We start from the raw sequence: 19605 nt of genomic DNA, 5'->3' as shown, positions 1-19605 counted from the left end.
AACGGCTGCGGAAGCAATTCCGTAGCCATTTTTCATGGTAAGAAGGATTTCGGTCTGAAAGAGTTCAAAACCTAACTCAAAACTTACTTTTTAAAATCGCTCCATTTTGGAAATTTCAAAAATAGTGTACTGAAGTGGGTTATAAACACGGAATGGATTGGGTCACAAGAATTCCAAAACCGGAATTATGATAAAGCGCTTTATGATTTCAGGCAGGAACGTCTGAGCGAAAATTTGACTCAAAACGTTATCCGCAGAAACCGCTAATTGGAAATTCGAATTCGATGATGATATAGTTGGGCAGAAAAAATCGAAAGGAGATCAGACTATGGGAAGACTTTACAAAATCAACCAGCCGTGTCCCAAGTGCCATGAGGAACATAATTGGTGGCATATTCAGCTGACGGATGAGGAACAGGCGAAGATGGACGCGTATGTGGCAGCCAGTGAGGGAAAATCATCCTTGGAGTTACTTCTGGGCGAGCCGGGAATTGTTGTTATGCGAAAGCTTAAGTGTTGTTGCTGCGGTCACGTATTTGAAGTGAAACAGTACATTATTCAAGGGTATATCAGCATATGAAGCATAAAACAACTTGTTTCTAATAGTAAATTCCAGTTTTGAAGAACTTTGCAAAACTAACGTCCATAAAAATCATGATATTTTGATTTGCCAGAATTTACTTTTGCAAGTGATTAGCTAAATCAGAACTTAAACTTGCAAACTGGAAGCTCGGATTCCAATTCAGCTCTCCTAGAAAGATCCCTTCGATTTTTCGGGGGATCTTTTTGTGACATAGAAAACCTCATCCTATGGTGAAAAAAACAAAACAAAAAACAGAAAAACAAAGAAAAAGAAAGATTAGTACTTGCTTTTCCTATAAAAGGTGCTTATAATGTATGTAAATAAATCAGCTGCTAGTTAGTAGCAAAACTAATAAATACATATAAGAGGAGAAGAAGAGATGAGAAAAAAACTTGCAGTAATGATGGCTGCTATGGCCGCAACCGCGATGGTAGGGGGCTGTGGTGCAAAGGATGCAGCACCGACCGGCGCAGAGACCAAACCGGCTGAGACTTCTGCTGCTCAGGAGACAGAAGCAGCTCAGGAAGAAACCAAAGAGGCTGATGCCCATGAGGCAGAATACCTGGCAGAGTTTTTCGATGTACAGATCAAAGAAGATCCGGACAGTGCTGCTTTTTCCGCTGACCTGAAAAAGGTAGCAGGAGATGAGGCACCGGCTGTCGAGGGGGACATGACCTGGTTTTCTGCTGTGAAAGCTGCTGTGGCTGCTGCTGATTATGAAGAGCTTGCTCTTAGCTATCCGGAAGATAAGATTAAAGATCGTCTTGAACAATATGGGGTAAAGATGGATGAGACGAATGAATATGCCAGATACGTTGCTGCTGCTCTGGATACCAGCCTCATCACTTCCGAAACTGCGAAAAAAGTCGTTGCAGAAGATGCCTTTACAGCTGAGGATGAAATCAGTCTTCTGATGGCAATTGCCAATGCAAATGGAGACGCAAGAAACTACCTTGGCATGTCAAATGATCCAGACATTTACGCGAAACTGGACCAGGCATGGAATTCCTTTATCTTATTTGATGACAGCAAACTGGCAGAGATCGGAAAAGAAGCTGTACAGAACAAGGTAACCACCGGATATGGATTAAAATCTGCTGCATACAGTGCCCGCTTTTTACCGGAACTGACCTTACAGTACGGTCATTCTGATATCAAACATGTACATCAGCTGATGGGGCTCCTGAACAGCGAGAATATCACAGCAAAGGTTCAGCTTGAGCCGAAGATTAGTATTTACCAGTATCTGCCGGAGTGGGGTCCGATCCCGGAGGCTACTCCAACCTACGAAGTAAAAGAATATGAAGATCTTGCACTGGTATATGCAGTAGAATATGACCTTGAGCTTGAGTTCGACAATCTTGAGGATATGAATCGTTTTGACGAAGTAATCAAGACGTACGCAAAGAAAAATGAAGGAAATGAAGAAGCAAAGGGCCTGATCTATGCATCCTGGTGGCAGCCGCTTTATTCTTCAACCAGAACAGATATGCCGGAGACTGATTATCATCAGATCTATGATTGCGTAATCACGAACGATACGTATTCCATTCATCCATTTACCTTACCGGAAGATAAAGATGAGGTTGTTGAAAAACTGACGGAAATCTCCGACGGCCTGGAAGTTGTACCGGTTGAACGCTTCTGCAATACCGCTTTCTATAATTACCTGGAAGGTGAGGACTATCAGTAATATGCATGCAATCGAACGTGCAGAATACATCTTGTCCATGCTGGAGAAGAATAAAGTAGTCATGGTGACGGATCTGAGCCGTGAAATGGGAGTTACGGAAGAAACGGTTCGAAAGGATCTGGAAAAACTGGAAAAACAGGAGAAATTAAACCGTGTTCACGGAGGTGCCTACTTAAACGAAGGTTTTGGCAATGAAACTCCCATCTCGGTTCGCAGCAAGGTGATGCAGGAAGAGAAAAAGCTTCTTGCATCTCTCTGCATGCAATGGATCCACGAAAAGAGTTCCATTTTTCTGGATTGCAGTACCACGGCTCTTCATATTGCGAAGCAATTAGCGGATTTTCCCGGCAAGCTGACCGTCATGACCAATTCTCTGGCAGTGGCAAAGGAGATTGATGCGAATCCGCAGATTCGTCTTATTTTATTTGGCGGTGAGCTGAATCGCGATCGGGAAGCGTTTGAAGGACAGACCGTACTGGAACAGATGAAAACCTGCTTTATCAATTATGCATTTGTCAGCAGTGCCGGCTGCAGTCTGGAGGCAGGTATTACAGATTCCACCCGTGAAGAAGCAGATATCCGTCGTCAGGTATTAAAGCAGGCGAAACATAAGATCCTGGTGGTGGACAATACGAAGATCGGACGCAACGAGGTGTATGTGATCGGAGAGTTGGAGCAGCTCAGTCAGGTGGTTGTGGATCATTCCATCCGAAAAACCAATCCGGACCTATGGGAATGGTTCCAGGCACATCAGATCCCTGTCCTGGAAGGGAAAGCGGAAAGAAAATCAAAAACCAAAGGAGATGAGCGATAAGATTATGACAGATTTGAAGGAACTGAAACAAAATGTGCTGATGACAGCGAAAAAGGCCCATGATGAAAAGTTGATGGCCGGAACAAGCGGCAATATCAGTGCTTACTTTCGTGAGAAGCAGTGGATCGTAATTACTCCCAGCTCCTATGATTACAGTTTGATGGCGGAAGAGGATATCGTAGTGATTGATCTGGATGGCAATCTGGTCGAAGGAAGACACAAGCCATCTTCCGAGTGGAAAATGCATGCTGAGATTTACCGTCACCTGTCCCATGCTAATGCGGTGGTGCATACACATTCTCCTTATGCAAGCAGTTTTGCGGTAAACCATCAGGAAATTCCAGTTGTACTGATTGAAATGATTCCTTTCTTAAAAGGGAAACTGGAGGTAAGTCCTTATGCACAGCAGGGAAGTGCAGAGGTTGGTCTGAATGCAGTTCCAATCCTGGAACGGAAAAATGCCTGTCTGATGGCCAATCACGGTGTCGTGGCTATCGGCGGAACATTACCGGAAGCATATACAAACAGTGTTTATGTGGAGGATGCTGCAAAGATCTATCATCTTGCACTCTGTTCAGGACATCCGGTTGTGATCAAAGAATACGAGGAGGTCTGATATGACAAAGGCGTATGAACGATTATTAAAATGCTATCAGTGCTTTAAAGACAAAATTAATTTTAAGCCGGAGGTGGCACTGGTGCTGGGATCCGGACTCGGTGATTATGCAGATACCATTCGGGTAGAAGCTGTTTTGGATTATCATGATATTGAGGGTTTTCCTGTGTCCACAGTCAGCGGACATAAGGGCAGATTTGTCTTTGGATACGTAGGAGATGTCCCGGTCGTAATCATGCAGGGACGTGTCCACTACTATGAAGGATATTCCATGGAGGATGTAGTTCTTCCCACCCGTCTCATGAAGATGATGGGGGCCCGGGCCTTGTTTCTGACCAATGCTTCCGGCAGTGTGAATTATGATTACAAAGCCGGTGATTTTATGATGATCACCGACCAGATCAGTAATTTTGTACCGTCTCCTCTCATCGGACCCAATGAGGAGATGCTGGGAGAGCGTTTCAGCGATATGTCTGAGATTTACCGTAAGGACCTTTGTGGGATCATCCGGGGTGCTGCTGCAGACCTTCAGATTCCGCTTCAGGAGGGAACCTATATCCAGCTGTCCGGTCCGAATTTTGAAACTCCCCATGAAGTAAAAATGTGCCGGATACTTGGAGGAGATGCAGTAGGAATGAGCACCGCATGCGAGGCCATAGCTGCCAATCATATGGGCATGAAGGTCTGCGGTATTTCCTGCATTTCCAATCTGGGATGCGGAATGACTGATCAGCCTTTGAGTGCGGAGGAAGTGAAGGAAACAGCTGACCGTGTTGCACCGTTATTTAAACAGCTGATTACGGAATCCATAGTTCGAATCGGTAAAATGATCTGAGTGATGAATAAAAAACAAAGGAGATGATAAAGTGGACAATCAGTCAGAAGCAATCAAAAATGTGTACTTGCATGAAGACGGCAAAGCTGTGACCATCATTGATCAGACTAAGCTTCCAACGGTTACCGAATACCTGACCCTTGGAACGGCGAAGGATCTGTATGATGCCATTTTTGAATTGAAAGTCCGGGGAGCACCGGCAATCGGAATTTGTGCGGCATTTGGAATGTATGTTCTGGCCGGAACGATTGAAACCGGGGATTACGATGAGTTTTTAAAGAAATTCAGAGAGTATAAGGATTATCTGAACTCTTCCCGTCCAACGGCAGTGAACCTGAGCTGGGCATTAAACCGCATGGAGCAGGTAGTGACAAGCCACAGCGATGCTTCTGTACCAGAGATTCTTGGATATCTGAAGAAAGAGTGCATGGATATTCAGGAAGAGGACTGCCAGATGTGCAGAGCGATTTCTGAATATGGTTTAAGCCTTATTAAGGACGGAGACGGAATTCTGACACATTGCAATGCCGGACCCTTAGCCACCTCCCGCTATGGAACTGCCTTAGGACCTCTCTTCCTTGGAAAAGAGCAGGGCATGAATTTCCATGTATTTGCAGATGAGACAAGGCCGCTTCTTCAGGGAGCAAGACTTACCTCATATGAGTTAGATCAGGCAGGAATCGATGTAACATTGATTTGTGATAACATGGCCAGCATTGTAATGAAAAACGGCTGGATCCAGGCCTGCTTCGTAGGCTGTGATCGTATCGCTGCCAACGGTGATGCGGCCAATAAGATTGGAACCAGTGGTGTTGCAATCCTTGCAAAACATTACGGAATTCCGTTCTATGTATTAGGACCGAGTTCAACCATCGATCTTGACTGTGCAACTGGCGATGATATCCAGATCGAACTTCGAAGTCCGGAAGAGATCAAAAGCAAATTTTATGAAAAACCGATGGCACCGGAGGGTGTCAAATGTTATAATCCGGCATTTGATGTAACCGATCACACGCTGATCGCCGGAATTGTAACGGAAAAAGGAATCTGTAGACCACCGTATACGGAGAGTCTTGCAAATATGTTTGGCAAAAACAAAAAATAGGAGGAAAAGATTGATGAAAAAATTATTTGGTATTGTAGCAGGTGTAGCAGTATCCGCAGCGTTAATGACAGGATGCGGTGGAAACAATAATACAGCCGAGACAAAGGAAAATACGGCTGAAACAGCAGCAGCTTCTGCTGAGAACGCTGATGGAGATTTAAAGATCGCCATCGTGACCAGCCCATCCGGTGTAGATGACGGCTCCTTTAACCAGGATAACTACAACGGTATCCTGAAATTTATCGAGTCTCATCCGGGAGCAACCGTAACTCCGGTTCGCGAGGAAACCGGTGATCCGGCTGCAGTTATTCAGGCAGTTGCTGATATCGTTGCAGACTACAATGTGATCGTATGCCCGGGCTTCCAATTCTCCGGAATCGGAACCATCGCAACCGATAACCCAGATGTAGATTTTATCCTTGTAGATACGAATCCGACCGATTCTGAGGGTAATGACATCGAATGTGATAATATTTATGCAATGACTTTCAAGGAGCAGGAAGGAGGTTTCTTCGCGGGAATGGCAGCTGCACTGGAGTCTGAAAGCAAAAAGGTAGCTGTAGTAACCGGTATTGCATACCCAAGCAATGTAAACTATCAGTACGGTTTTGAGAGTGGTGTCAATTACGCAAATGAGAAATATGATACCGGTGTTGAGATCGTAGAGATCCCATCTTACGCAGGCGTTGACGTTACCAATAAAAATGTAGGTGGAAACTATGTTGGAAGCTTTGCAGATGAAGCAACCGGTAAAGTTGTTGGAAAAGCTCTCATCGATGAGGGCTGTGATATTCTGTTCGTAGCTGCAGGCGGTTCTGGAAACGGTGTATTTACTGCTGCTAAAGAAGCTGGCAATGTAAAAGTAGTAGGCTGTGACGTAGACCAGTATGATGATGGTGCTAACGGTTCTGATAACATTATTCTGACTTCTGTACTGAAAGTTATGAGCATGAACGTAGAGAAACAATTAAATGCTATCGCAGACGGAGGTTTCCAGGGAGCAAACGCTCTGTTAGGTGCAGATTCTGATTCTGTTGGTTATGTAACAGAGGAAGGACGTCAAAGCATGTCTGAGGATACCGTGAAGAAGATGGACGAAGCATATGAACTTGTAAAAGATGGAACTATCGTTCCGGCAGCAAACTTTAACGGAATTGAGCCGGAAGATTTCCCAGGATTGAAATAATACGTTCTGTACCAGAAAATGAGGAGGCTTAAATGTCGGAATATATCATTGAAATGAAGCACATCACAAAACGTTTCCCAGGTATCGTGGCAAACGATGATGTGACGCTTCAAATTAAAAAAGGTGAGATCTTCGCACTGCTTGGCGAAAACGGTGCCGGAAAATCAACTTTGATGAGCATGATATTTGGTATGTATGAACCGGATGAAGGTGAGATCTTCATCCGGGGTAAGAAAGAACAGATTCATTCTCCAAGCTACGCAACAAAACTCAATATTGGTATGGTCCATCAGCATTTTAAGCTGGTACAGAATTACACGATTACAGAAAACATTATTCTGGGTTTAAAGAAGAAAGACAAACTGTTTGGAATCCTTCCCTATGTTGATTTAAAAAAAGCAGATCAGGAGATCGAGGCGCTTTCTAAGAAGTACGGTCTGGAAGTCAATCCGATCGATGTGATCGAAAATACAAGTGTATCGACACAGCAGCGTGTCGAGATCCTGAAAATGCTGTACCGGGAAGCTGAAATTCTGATCTTTGATGAGCCGACAGCAGTGCTGACGCCTCAGGAGATTGAATCCCTGCTGACGATCATCCGCAACCTCAGAGATGATGGAAAAACCATCATCCTGATCACCCATAAGCTGGAGGAAATCAAAAAAATTGCAGATAGATGTGCGATTTTAAACAGAGGAAAGCTCATCGATGTTCTAGATGTCGCCACGACCTCTACAAAGCAGATGGCCAATTTGATGGTTGGACGGGAAGTTTCTTTTGAAGTAGAGAAATCAGAGCCTCATTACCGGGAGACTGTGTTAGAGGTAAAGAATCTCACTGTAAAAAATCAGGATCATTTTGAAGTAGTAAAAAATGTATCCTTTTCTGTCCACGGCGGAGAAGTATTTGCCATTGCCGGAGTATCCGGCAATGGTCAAATTGAGATTGCAGATGCGATTGCAGGAGTTGAGAAGGCAGCTTCAGGTAGTATTCTTCTGAATGGAGTCGATATCACCAATTACTCCATCCGCAAACGAACCCTGGAAGGAATCTCTTATATTCCGGAGGATCGGCAGAGCTGCGGCCTGGTCATGGATTTTACCCTGGAGGAAAATCTGGGATTGAAAAACTACTTCCGAGAACCATTTTCCCATAAAGGTGTACTGGATAAAGCAGAATTTTCCCAGTACGGAAATGAACTGATTGACCGGTATGACATCCGGAGCAGTCAGGGAAACAAGACCATTGTCCGCTCCATGAGCGGCGGTAATCAGCAGAAGGCCATCATCGGAAGAGAGATTGAACTTCAGTCTCCTCTGATGATCTTTGTGCAGCCAACCAGAGGTCTGGATATCGGAGCCATCGAAAATATCCATAAGCAGATTATCCGACAGAGAGATGCAGGAAAGGCAATCCTGCTGATTTCGTTAGAGCTGGATGAGATCATGAATTGTGCAGATACCATCGGAGTAATATATAATGGAGAAATCCAGAAAATAGCAGCTGCAAAAACGCTTACATCAAATGAAGTGGGAGAATTTATGATGGGGGTGCACCAAAATGCTGAAAATTAAACACAGATTGAAAAAGATGCTTGTCAGACTCCTGGGAAATGAAAAATACCAGGGTATCACCATTCCCATGTCGGCCATTTTCTTAAGCCTTCTGGCTGGAGCTGTGATCATTCTTTCGCTTGGCAAGAATCCTCTGTCGGCCTATGGTAACCTTCTTCAGGGGGCTGGATTCCTCCCGAAACCGAGTTATGCCGGATATAAGAATATGCTGACCGACTTCACCAGTTATATGAATGCCTGGACTCCGATGCTTTTTGCGTCTCTGGCAGTAGCAGTCGGTATGTGTGCCGGACTCTTTAATATCGGTGTCTCCGGTCAGATGCTTACCTCTGGTTTTATCACAACTCTGGTGATCGGATATAGTTCCCTTCCGGCAGCGGTGGCTAAGCCATGCGTACTGATTGTCGGAGCAGTCGTTGGTGCACTCATCGGTGCACTTATTGGCTGGTTAAAATACAAATTTAATATCAATGAAGTCGTATCTTCGATCATGATAAACTATACGGCCCAGTATGTGATCAGCTTTTTCATCAACACGTACTATATCAATCCGGTTTCCAGGCAGTCCCAGGCCGTCTCGAAAGCATCCCGCCTGACTCTGATGGACACACCCGTCGGAAACTTGAAAATGGATATTCCCTTAGGAATCCTTCTTGCAGTTCTGACTGCAGTCCTGGTGAAGTTCGTGTTAGATCGCACCGTATTTGGCTATGAACTCAAATGCGTGGGACTTGGAAGAAAAGCGGCCATGTATGCAGGTGTCAATGTTGGCAAAAGCATGATCATGGCGATGATGTTCTCCGGTGCATTAGGAGGCCTGGCAGGAGTGACGTACTACCTGGGGTATTTTGGTTCGATTCAGCCCCGCGTCCTTCCAAGCACCGGTTTTGATGCCATCGCAGTGGCACTTCTTGCAGGAAACCATCCCATCGGCATCATATTTTCATCTCTTCTGATCACAGTGATCAGCAAGGGCAGTACCTACATGAATTCAGCATCCGGTCTGGAATCAGAGATCGCATCCGTTATCACCGGATTGATCCTGCTGTTTTCCGCCTGCGGTGTATATATCCGTTACAAAGTGAATCGAATGAAACAAGAGTTAAATGAAGAGACAGAAAGGGGGATCAGCTGATGGAACGAATCCTGATTGATGGTTTATCCTTTGCGATCCCGCTGTTCGTAATGGCAATCGGAGGGATCTACAGCGAAAAGAGCGGCGTGACGAATCTGGCTTTGGAGGGATTGCAGGGAATGGGGGCATTTATAGGCGCCTTTGTGGCCGTTCTGGCTGCAGGCTATTTTGGAAGCAATTCCCAGGTTCCTTATTATCTCGCAATTGTATGTGCCATGGCAGGTGGAATGCTGTATTCGCTCTTATATGGACTGTTATGTATCCGTCTGAAGGCAAATCAGATCATTGGCGGAGTCGTGATCAATATCCTGGCTATGTCACTGACTGCATTTTTTACAAAACTTTTAAACCGCCTTGTGTTCGGTGCAGCTTCGGAAAAATTTGTTCTGGGTGTGTCTGCACGGTTTACAATTCCGCTGCTCTCCGGCATCCCAGTAATTGGAGCCGCATTTAAAGATGTCTATCCATTTGAGATCCTGATCCTTCTGATCGCAGTTGTTGCCTGGTATGTGCTGTATAAAACGCGTTATGGCATGAATCTTCGTGCCTGTGGAGATAATCCTCACGCAGTAGACGCAGCAGGAGAGAATGTTACCCGGATCCGTCTGATTGCAGTCCTTGTATCCGGTGCTCTGTCCGGTCTGGCTGGAATCAGCTTTGCTTATTCCATTTCAGCGAACTTTTCTTCCAACATCTATGTGGGATACGGATATCTGGCGATTGCAGCCATGATATTCGGAAACTGGAAGATCCTTCCTACACTTGGATCCTGCCTGCTGTTTGGTTTTGCCCGATCCGGAGGCTATTATCTTGTCCAGAAGATGCAGATGCCCAGCAGTTACTCGGATCTTGCCATGACGCTGCCTTATATCGTTACAATGCTGCTTTTGATTTTCTTCTCAAAATACAATCGTGCTCCTCGTGCACTTGGAGAGATTTACGACAAAGGAAAGAGGTAGAACATGAATATTCGTTTTTATAATGCCCAGATTCTTCCGATGAATGGAAATATGGATATCATCCACGGAGAGGTATGGGTCGAAGGGAACACTATTACATATGTAGGTCCTCATAAGGAATGCGGCAATGTGTGGAACCGTGAGATCGATGCAGAAAAAAATCTCATCATGCCGGGCTTTAAAAATGCACATACGCACACAGCCATGACGTTTCTTCGATCCTATGCGGATGATATGCCGCTGCAGGACTGGCTGACAAAGCAGATCTTCCCGATGGAAGCAAAATTACAGCCGGATGATATCTACTGGCTCTCCAAACTGGGAATCATGGAATACCTGACCAGCGGTATTACCTCCTGCTTTGATATGTATCTGAATACAGAAATGATGGCTAAAGCATCGGTAGAATGTGGATTCCGGAGTGTACTCGTCAGCGGAATCAATGATTTTTCCTCTTCATTGGAGGAAGTGGAGGCAGATTTTAATACCTACAACCAATATGATGAGCTGATCAGGTATTGTCTGGGATTTCATGCAGAATACACTTGTTCCGAAGAACTCTTAAAAAAGATTGCCGAGCTGTCACAGCGCTACAAGGCTCCTGTATTTGCTCATATGTCAGAAACAGAACGGGAAGTGGCAGAGTGTGTACAGCGCCATGGAACTACACCTGCAGCTTATCTGGATTCCTTGGGCTTATTTGAACATGGGGGCGGTGGATATCATTGCATTTGGTTTACCGATGAGGAAATAGAACTCTTCCGCAGGAAAGGACTGACAGCGGTAACCAATCCTGGATCCAACACAAAACTTGCAAGCGGCATCGCCAACACTACGGCATTTTTGAAACACGGAGTCAATATGGCCATCGGCACAGATGGACCAGCCAGCAACAACTGCCTGGATATGTTCCGGGAAATGTTTTTAGTGACGGGACTGGGAAAACTTCATGATCGGGATGCATCTGCAGTACCAGCAGAAGAAGTTCTGAAAATGGCAGTAACCGGCGGTGCAAAAGCAATGGGACTGACAGACTGCGACTGCCTTGCAGAAAGCAAAAAGGCGGATCTGATTATGATCGATCTGAACCAGCCGAATATGCAACCTATCAACAACCCGATGAAAAACCTGGTATACAGCGGAAGCAAACAGAATGTGAAGATGACCATGATCAACGGCAAGATCCTCTATGAAAACCAGAAATTCTTCATTGGGGTGGAGCCAAAGGAAGTTTACAAAAAGGCAAATGAGATCATAACCCGAATGAGACAATCGTAGGTAAAAGCGTTAAATTCCGTTGACAACACATTCTTTATTTGATACTATTTATCAAGTAAATTCAATATTCCATGAGGGAGTAGTTAGCGCGAAAGTGTGGTTTGTCAACATTCTGATTATAGCAACTGTATAATCTGGCAAATCTTAAATAATGAGACTCATGTATATCGATGGACGACAGTTTTTGTATCATGCATAGCTGTCAGTTGATATACATGAGTTTTTCTTTTGTGCATTGATGCAAAAAAGGGAGGACATCATAATCGACAGTGAGCGGTGAGGGAACATGCATTACATCTAGGAGGAAATGAAAAATGATGCTGTTTTTTAAAGTGTTTTTTACAGAATTTATCGCAGAGATGGGCGATAAAACCCAGCTTATGCTGATTGCTCTCACTTCAAAATATAAGTTGAGAGATATTATACTAGGAACTGCGGCGGCGATTCTTGTTCTGAATGGTCTTGCGGTTCTGGCGGGCGGACTTGTCAGTGAATTTATTCCTGACTGGCTTATTAAGATGATTGCAGCACTTGCATTTCTGTATTTCGCCGCATCGACTCTTGCCGGTGATGATGAAGAAGAAGAGGATGAGGGCGGTAAATCAAAGATTCAGTTTGCACCCTTAGCTGTTTTTTGTACATTTTTTGTGGCAGAACTGGGAGATAAGACTCAGCTTACAGCCATCACGTTCGGAGCCAATGAAGGCATGAAATCAGCCTTTGTTGTATGGATTGGGTGCTCTCTGGGACTTTTTGCAGCGGATATTCTCGGAATGCTGGTTGGATATCTTTTAAAGAGCAAAACTCCCGATGGGCTGCTGAATACACTGGCATTTGTTATTTTTTCCATATTTGGTGCTTTCACACTTCATCAGGGACTGAACATGATGAACGCAAGAGTCTGTCCGATTCCGGTATGGCCGGTATGGATTGCTGCGGCTGTTATTTTTACTGCCTTATGTGCCTGGATCTATATAAAAAGAAAGAAGGAAAATAAATGCGATATTTAAAACCACATTATTATGATAAATTTGTCTGTACAGCAGGAGATTGTCCGGATAGCTGCTGTGCCGGATGGCAGATCATGATTGATGAAACCTCTCTGGAGCGATATGGAAATGAAAAGAGCGAGTTCGGAACGCGATTACGCAATTCTATTGACTGGGATGAAGAATGTTTTTACCAGAACAATCGGCGCTGTGCATTTTTAAATGAAGAAAATCTCTGCGATCTTTATAAAGCACTGGGACCAGATTCTCTTTGTGATACCTGTCGAATGTACCCGAGACATACGGAAGAATACGAGGGACTTCGGGAATTATCTCTTTCCCTGTCCTGTCCGGAGGCGGCTAGAATCATTCTTTCCTGTAAAGAACCGGTCCGTTTTCTGGAAGAAGAGGACGATTTGGAGGACGATTTTGAAGAATTCGATTTTATGATGTTTTCCCAGTTGGAAGATACAAGAGATGTTCTGTTTTCGATTTTACAGGATCGATCCCTTCCTCTGACACTCCGAATGTCGGCATCCGAACAGCTGACAGAACAATATCAGATCCGGGTGGAAGAGCAGAAGGAATATGAAATTGATGAACTTCTGCGAAGCTGTGAAGCTCTTCATCAGAGAAAAAAACTCCAGGAATTTGTATCAGAAAGTCTTGCTGAAAAAGGCATTGATGCAGCATCTCTCCATCGGTGGGCACGCCAGATAGAAGAATTGCAAGTACTACGCGGTCTGGAACGCCTGCGTCCGGAATGGGATGATGTGCTGGATGGTGCTGAAAAGTGGCTGTATCAGGGAAGTGAGGAAACCTATCATAAAATTTGCGAAGAATTTCATAAGGCATATGGAAGCTTAGGAAGTCACAAAGAAGAATGGGAAAATCTGGGCGAGCAGCTTTTAATGTTTTTTGTCTATACCTATTTTTGCGGGGCTGTCTACGACGATATGGTCTGTTCCAAGATGGAACTGGCATTGTTCTCTGTCCGCTGGATACAGGAATTTCTGATGGTCCGATGGCTGGAAAATGGAAAGAAACTTTCCATGAAGGATGTGGAAGAAATCTCCTGGAGATATGCCCGGGAAGTAGAACATTCCGATGATAACTTAAATGCACTGGAAGACTGGCTTTTTGAGCGGTATGCACCGGTTTAATCACCGAAAGAAGCATATTGCAAAAATGAATCATACGAACAAAAAAGCTCTATTCTATAAAATTGAGCGTACCGTATCTCCGGACGTCAACGAATAGAGCTTTTGAGTTAAATTTTGTCACATAATGCTTCTGCCATTTTCAGATAATACATGAAAGGTAAGCGACAGCAAACCAATGTGTTACCGCATAAGGCGCAACAGGCCGATTACTTTCCCAAGAATCTGTACTTTATCCACAATAATCGGATCCATGGTTGCATTCTCCGGCTGGAGACGATAGTGACCGTTCTCCTTGAAAAAACGCTTAACGGTAGCTGAATCATCGATGAGTGCAACCACGATCTCGCCATTCTCTGCGACACTGGTCTGTTCCACGATAACACGATCTCCGTCATAGATGCCCACATCGATCATACTATTGCCGCGGACCTTCAGCATAAAAGTTTCGCTGTTCGGAAGCAGTTCTGCCGGAATCGGGAAATAGTTCTCCACATTCTCATCAGCCAGAATCGGCGCACCGGCTGCCACAGTACCGATAAGGGGTACATTTACCAGTTCGCGGCGGGACAGGTTAAAGGTGTCATCAACGATCTCGATGGCTCTCGGTTTCGTCGGATCCCGGTGAATATATCCGTTCTTCTCAAGCTGTTCCAGATGAGAGTGGACAGAAGAGGTAGACTTAAGCTGTACCTTTTCACAAATTTCACGTACCGTCGGCGGATAACCTTTCTTTAAAATGCATGCTTTAATAAATTCCAAGATCTCTTTCTGTTTATCTGTAATACGTCCCTGTGCCATATAGATTCCTCCTGTCGATGAAGTATATAAAATGTTTTTAATATCGGATATACAGTGATTCTGGCAGGATATAAGTCGAACGCCCACCTGATGGGACCAGCAGCTGAATCACTGAAAGGTTTGGCCTATAGTAAGCCCTTATTATATTATATATAGTAACATATGTTCGGGCAAAATGCAAACTATTGTTCGTCTTTATCAATGTTTTCTTTTTTTAACTGTTCTCTTGCCTGCTCAAGCAGCACTTCCAGACGGGCATTTTCTTTGTCTGCCTGACGAAGGAGTTCCTGCGTTTCCCGTTCTTTTTTGAATAGTGCGCGCTCCATCGTAAGCTCCGCCTGGGCTTTGCATTGCTGAAGACCCATATCAGCATCCGTTTTTTGTTTTGATAATTCCTGGGTAAGTTCTGTGAGTTTTTGCTGTAGCTCTTTATTTTCAGTTTCAAGTGCCAGAATCCGATCGGATGCATGCTGATAGGACTCTGACTTTACCTCCTGTTCTTTCTGAGAGTGAGAGAGAGCAAGTACCGTATCATGAAGCTCCTGTTTGCATTGCAGAAGCTCATTCTTAAGCATTTCTTCTGATTCTTTTGATCGTTCATTTTCCTTCAGCTGATTTTGTGCCTCTTCTAGTTTCTCCTTCAGCATCTGGTTGATCTGTTCCTGGTCAGCAGCACCTTTTCTGAGCGATTCTAGCTGTTCGGTGAGTGTCTGTTCCTGCTTGGTCAGCAAAGCGGACTCCGCATCCATTTTTTTCTTTTCTGCTTGAAGTTGTTCTACTTTTTTCTGTAACTCTGTGAGGCGCAGTTCTTTTCTCTGGAGTTCAGAAGAGAACTCCTCCCGTGCTCTGGCTTCTGCATTCTGGTTCAATTCCAAGCTATACAGATATGCGGAGGTGATGGACTTAACCATGGTTTCAAACTCCTCAATCTCGACACTTCTCCCCGGGATTGAGGATTTGGCTTGATTTAACTCAAACACCTGCATCACATGATCAAAGCCCTGGGCCTGGTTCATTCCTTTTTGTTCGCAAAATGCACGGAAAGCATCCGCTGTATCGGAATCGATTCGAAAGTTTGCCTGTTTAATTTCTCCCATATTCTATATTCTCCAATCTATTTTTTTGTAACTGTTTATGCAACTATTCAGTAGGTCTGCGCATTTACTGCGCTGACCGTACGAAAACATGGGTCAGCAGGCAAAAATCCCATTGCCGTAGGTAATTTTTAATGGATTTTTGCGTGTGACTGTGAAGGTACTGAACAGTTACCTGTTTGTTTAATACCCTGACATTCTTGCTGCGAAGTGGTAACTGTTCATACTCATGTAGACAGTTACGCGAGATAATACTCTGCTTATCAAACTGATTTCAAAGAAGTGCTTTGCAAAGATCATGCGCCAAGTCTTATAACGTTCGATTTAAACTGAAATTTCAAATTGCGTCATACTTTATTTTATGTATATAGATTATCATGAAACCACAAGGGCGTCAATCTGATTCTGTGATATGTTATATATATGTTATACATAATTATTGTTATACATAGATTATGATTTTAATAGTAAAAATAGGAATGAAACTATCAACTATTCGTGAAAGGATGCTTTCGCGAATAGTTTTGTTGACTTTTATAGCCATATTTTCCAGAAATAGCAGCGCAGTTTTGTGCAATATGTATGATTTCCTATAAAAATCTATATACCTAAAGTATTTAGATTTTTATAGGAAGCAGGTGTCTGCTGCTTACGAGCAAAGCCACCTTTTCTTACGGCACTTTTGAAACCGAAAGTACCGTAAGAAAAGGTGGTGGCAATAGAAATTTGCCGTATTTAAATGCGAAGCCACGGCAAATTTCGTTACTGGGCACGTATGCGTGAACAGTAACAAGTTGAGAACAAATGTTTGTTTTTTCTTTCAAAACCATTGACAAACATTTGTTCGTATCGTATAATGTAGCCATACAGAACAAATGTTCCTAACATTTTTATAATATTCAAATCTCTTCTCATTCTTTAAGAACGGATTTGAATACAAAAAGACGATTCCAACAAAACACGAGAGGAGAAGATTGCAAATGTATACGTTGAAAAAAGGTGTTATGGTTTTAGCTGTTGTTTTCATCATGCTGCTTTCGGGCTTTTTTGGACGGAGTCTGATGTATGTGATGGCTGAGGAAGAAGCAGATACTAGACCGGAAAAGTACTATACCAGTATTCATCTGAAAGATGGAGATACGCTCTGGAGCATTGCTCAGACATATTGTGCAGATTCGGAGGAGTCAGTTGAAGAGTATGTACGGGAGCTGCGCCAGATGAACAGTCTTTCGGATGACCATATTGACGCAGGGCATTACCTGACCATTCGTTATTATAAATAAATCGTTACCGTTCACATACACGTACACACAACCGATAACAGAGACAGAATCAAATTTATAGAATTTTCCATATTCCTGTCCGTAGTCTGTTCATTTAATCTATTTTCTGGTAGAATAAAGTTTAGCAAGCAGTCTATATCTGATTAAATGACAAGCGACAGAAGAACAGGAGGAAATAAGGATATGAGTATTGTATATCACGAATCATCGAAGATATTTCATTTATATAACCAGACCATCAGCTATATCATGATGGTTCTTCCAAACGGACATATGGGACAGCTGTATTATGGGAAAAAGATTCGTGACAAGGAAGATTTCTCATACCTTCTTGAATTAGCTCCCAGAGACATGGCATCTTATCTCTATGAAAACGATCGCACCTTTTCACTTGGACATATTAAGCTGGAGTACGGTACTTACGGAAGCGGTGATTACCGTCATCCGGCAGTAGAGATTCTCCAGAATGATGGAAGTACCTATTCAGATTTTCAATTTACTGGATATCAGGTTACATCCGGAAAGCCAAAACTGCCAGGACTTCCCGCTACTTATACTGAACAGGACGGGGAAGCTGAAACTCTTATTATTACGTTAAAAGATACCCATACTAATCTGGAGCTGCATCTTTTATATACAATATTTGTCGAGGGCGGTGTCATTGCCCGAAGTGCTTCTATTTCCAATCAGGGAGACATTTCTGTACAGGTTCAGACCGCGATGAGTCTTTGCCTGGATCTTCCTGACCACGATTATGAGTGGATGCAGTTTTCTGGGGCATGGGCGAGAGAGCGCGCACTCCACACACGCAGGCTTGAGTATGGCATTCAGGCGATTGACAGCACCCGGGGACATTCTTCCCATGAGCAGAATCCGTTCATTATTTTAAAACGCCCTTCGGCTGACGAATTTCAGGGAGAAGCCATTGGCTGCAGCTTGATTTACAGCGGTAATTTTCTGGCTCAGGCAGAAGTGGAGTCACATGGAACCACCCGTCTTATGATAGGAATTAATCCGTTTGGCTTTAGCTGGGAGCTGAACCCTGGTGAAACCTTCCAGACTCCGGAGGCAGTGCTTGTTTACTCCTCTCAGGGACTTAACGACATGAGCCAGACTTTTCACCGGCTGTATCGGCGCCGACTGGCAAGGGGGTACTGGCGTGATCGCGAGCGCCCAATCTTGATCAATAACTGGGAGGCAACTTACTTCAATTTTACCGAAGAAAAACTTCTACAGCTGGCTTCCAGAGCGCAGAAATGCGGCATAGAGCTGTTTGTTTTAGATGACGGCTGGTTTGGTGCCAGAAGCAGCTCAAAAGCCGGACTGGGCGACTGGGAGGCAAACCGTGACCGTTTGCCAAACGGTCTTTCCAGACTGGCACAGAAGATAGAAGCGCTCGGTATGAAGTTTGGTCTCTGGATCGAACCGGAGATGGTAAATGCCGATTCCGATTTATTCCGCACGCATCCTGATTGGATCCTCCAGGTTCCAGGGCGAACGCCTTGTCACGGACGTTACCAGTATGTATTGGATTTTTCCAGGCAGGAGATCCTTGATTACATCTATGAAAAGATTGTATCGATTCTGGAAGGCGCCTCCATTTCCTATATTAAGTGGGATATGAACCGAAGTCTCAGTGATGTATGGAGCAGAGGAGTTTCCGCCAGACAGCAGGGAGAAGTATTTCACCGCTACATTCTGGGTGTTTATCAGATGTATGAGCGGCTGACAACACGCTTTCCGGACATTCTGTTCGAATCGTGCGCCAGCGGCGGAGCGCGTTTTGATGCAGGTATGCTGTATTATGCACCGCAGGGATGGATCAGTGATGATACAGATGCGATTGAACGCCTGCGGATTCAATACGGCACTTCCTATGGTTACCCGATCAGCTCGATGGGATCCCATGTATCTGCTTCTCCGAACCATCAGCTTCATCGTCAGACACCGCTTTGGACACGTGCCAATACCGCGTTCTTCGGAACTTTCGGCTATGAACTGGATCTGGCACAGCTCGGAGAAGATGATCTATCTGAATTAAAAATTCAGACCGCCTTTATGAAACAGCACCGGTCCCTGATTCAGTATGGTACTTTTTACAGACTTTCCAGTCCGTTTGAAAACAATATCACTGCATGGATGGCGGTCAGTGAAGACCGCACAGAAGCCCTGGTCGGCTGGTACCGGACACTGAATGTCGCCAATGGTCCGTTTACGCGGCTGTATTTACAGGGACTGGAAGAATCCGATCTTTACAATGTCACGGAATATACAGAAGGACATGAAAGTGCCGTAAGCACCCACTATGGTGACGAACTGATGAATTTAGGACTGATTACCAGTGACGCCTCTTCCGGACAGTATATGGATGGTAGAAGAGAGAGCTGCGACTTTGATTCTCGCCTGTTTTATGTACAAAAGCAGGCTGAATAATAAATAAGATAAAAGCATTAAAAAGGGATTCTCCCGAAGCTGGTTTTCAAAGAAGAATCCCTGTAAC

17 protein-coding genes are annotated in these 19605 nt (G+C 44.2%); 15 read left to right on the top strand and 2 right to left on the bottom strand.

What is annotated here, in order from left to right; genetic code table 11:
• Positions 1-328: 328 nt before the first annotated feature.
• From DWZ45_RS03980 to fliB, 13 genes are all read left to right on the top strand, one after another.
• On the top strand, positions 329-580 hold the full coding sequence (locus tag DWZ45_RS03980; protein WP_117795419.1) for a hypothetical protein: 252 nt from the start codon (positions 329-331) through the stop codon (positions 578-580).
• 382 nt (positions 581-962) lie between these two features.
• Entirely contained in the window at positions 963-2276 is a 1314-nt protein-coding gene (locus tag DWZ45_RS03975) for a hypothetical protein (RefSeq protein WP_117795417.1), read from the top strand.
• Between the two features lies 1 nt (position 2277).
• Positions 2278-3090, top strand: a complete 813-nt coding sequence (locus DWZ45_RS03970) for a DeoR/GlpR family DNA-binding transcription regulator (protein ID WP_106999897.1) — start codon at positions 2278-2280, stop codon at positions 3088-3090.
• A 4-nt stretch (positions 3091-3094) separates the two neighbouring features.
• Entirely contained in the window at positions 3095-3706 is a 612-nt protein-coding gene (locus DWZ45_RS03965; RefSeq protein WP_118467704.1) for a class II aldolase/adducin family protein, read from the top strand.
• 1 nt (position 3707) lies between these two features.
• Entirely contained in the window at positions 3708-4541 is an 834-nt protein-coding gene (locus tag DWZ45_RS03960) for a purine-nucleoside phosphorylase (RefSeq protein WP_118467702.1), read from the top strand.
• A 31-nt stretch (positions 4542-4572) separates the two neighbouring features.
• Positions 4573-5646, top strand: a complete 1074-nt coding sequence (mtnA, locus tag DWZ45_RS03955; protein ID WP_227589507.1) for an S-methyl-5-thioribose-1-phosphate isomerase — start codon at positions 4573-4575, stop codon at positions 5644-5646.
• 13 nt (positions 5647-5659) lie between these two features.
• A complete protein-coding gene (locus tag DWZ45_RS03950) occupies positions 5660-6832 on the top strand; it encodes a BMP family ABC transporter substrate-binding protein (protein ID WP_117795415.1) in 1173 nt (390 codons plus the stop codon).
• 32 nt (positions 6833-6864) lie between these two features.
• The gene (locus DWZ45_RS03945; protein WP_117795413.1) at positions 6865-8406 is read left to right on the top strand and encodes an ABC transporter ATP-binding protein; all 1542 of its coding nucleotides are present in this window, start codon (positions 6865-6867) and stop codon (positions 8404-8406) included.
• Positions 8393-9541, top strand: a complete 1149-nt coding sequence (locus tag DWZ45_RS03940; protein WP_117795411.1) for an ABC transporter permease — start codon at positions 8393-8395, stop codon at positions 9539-9541. The genes DWZ45_RS03945 and DWZ45_RS03940 overlap by 14 nt, the downstream gene beginning before the upstream one ends.
• The gene (locus tag DWZ45_RS03935; protein WP_106999892.1) at positions 9541-10500 is read left to right on the top strand and encodes an ABC transporter permease; all 960 of its coding nucleotides are present in this window, start codon (positions 9541-9543) and stop codon (positions 10498-10500) included. The genes DWZ45_RS03940 and DWZ45_RS03935 overlap by 1 nt, the downstream gene beginning before the upstream one ends.
• 3 nt (positions 10501-10503) lie before the next feature.
• Positions 10504-11778, top strand: a complete 1275-nt coding sequence (locus DWZ45_RS03930; RefSeq protein WP_118467700.1) for an amidohydrolase — start codon at positions 10504-10506, stop codon at positions 11776-11778.
• Positions 11779-12092: 314 nt separating this feature from the next.
• Positions 12093-12788, top strand: coding sequence for a TMEM165/GDT1 family protein (locus DWZ45_RS03925; RefSeq protein WP_118467698.1), 696 nt, complete (start codon positions 12093-12095; stop codon positions 12786-12788).
• Positions 12776-13930, top strand: coding sequence for a flagellin lysine-N-methylase (gene fliB, locus DWZ45_RS03920; RefSeq protein WP_118467697.1), 1155 nt, complete (start codon positions 12776-12778; stop codon positions 13928-13930). Before DWZ45_RS03925 ends, fliB begins: the two co-directional genes overlap by 13 nt.
• A gap of 180 nt (positions 13931-14110) precedes the next feature.
• On the opposite strand, the gene lexA is transcribed toward fliB, so the two are convergent.
• Both lexA and DWZ45_RS03910 read right to left on the bottom strand, forming a co-directional pair.
• Positions 14111-14728 (bottom strand): transcriptional repressor LexA, encoded by a 618-nt coding sequence (lexA, locus tag DWZ45_RS03915; RefSeq protein WP_022359416.1) that lies wholly within the window; start codon positions 14726-14728, stop codon positions 14111-14113.
• A gap of 182 nt (positions 14729-14910) precedes the next feature.
• Positions 14911-15825, bottom strand: a complete 915-nt coding sequence (locus tag DWZ45_RS03910) for a hypothetical protein (protein ID WP_118467695.1) — start codon at positions 15823-15825, stop codon at positions 14911-14913.
• Between the two features lie 977 nt (positions 15826-16802).
• Here DWZ45_RS03910 and DWZ45_RS03905 point away from each other — a divergent pair.
• Positions 16803-17105, top strand: a complete 303-nt coding sequence (locus DWZ45_RS03905) for a LysM peptidoglycan-binding domain-containing protein (protein ID WP_022359414.1) — start codon at positions 16803-16805, stop codon at positions 17103-17105.
• Between the two features lie 183 nt (positions 17106-17288).
• On the top strand, positions 17289-19538 hold the full coding sequence (locus DWZ45_RS03900) for an alpha-galactosidase (RefSeq protein WP_118467693.1): 2250 nt from the start codon (positions 17289-17291) through the stop codon (positions 19536-19538).
• Positions 19539-19605: the final 67 nt, after the last annotated feature.

The sequence above is a fragment of the Clostridium sp. AF32-7AC genome (assembly GCF_003477925.1).
Lineage (GTDB): Bacteria > Bacillota > Clostridia > Lachnospirales > Lachnospiraceae > Otoolea > Otoolea fessa.
The sequence above is the reverse complement of the archived record's forward strand: the minus strand, read 5'-3'. Positions and strand labels throughout refer to the sequence as shown.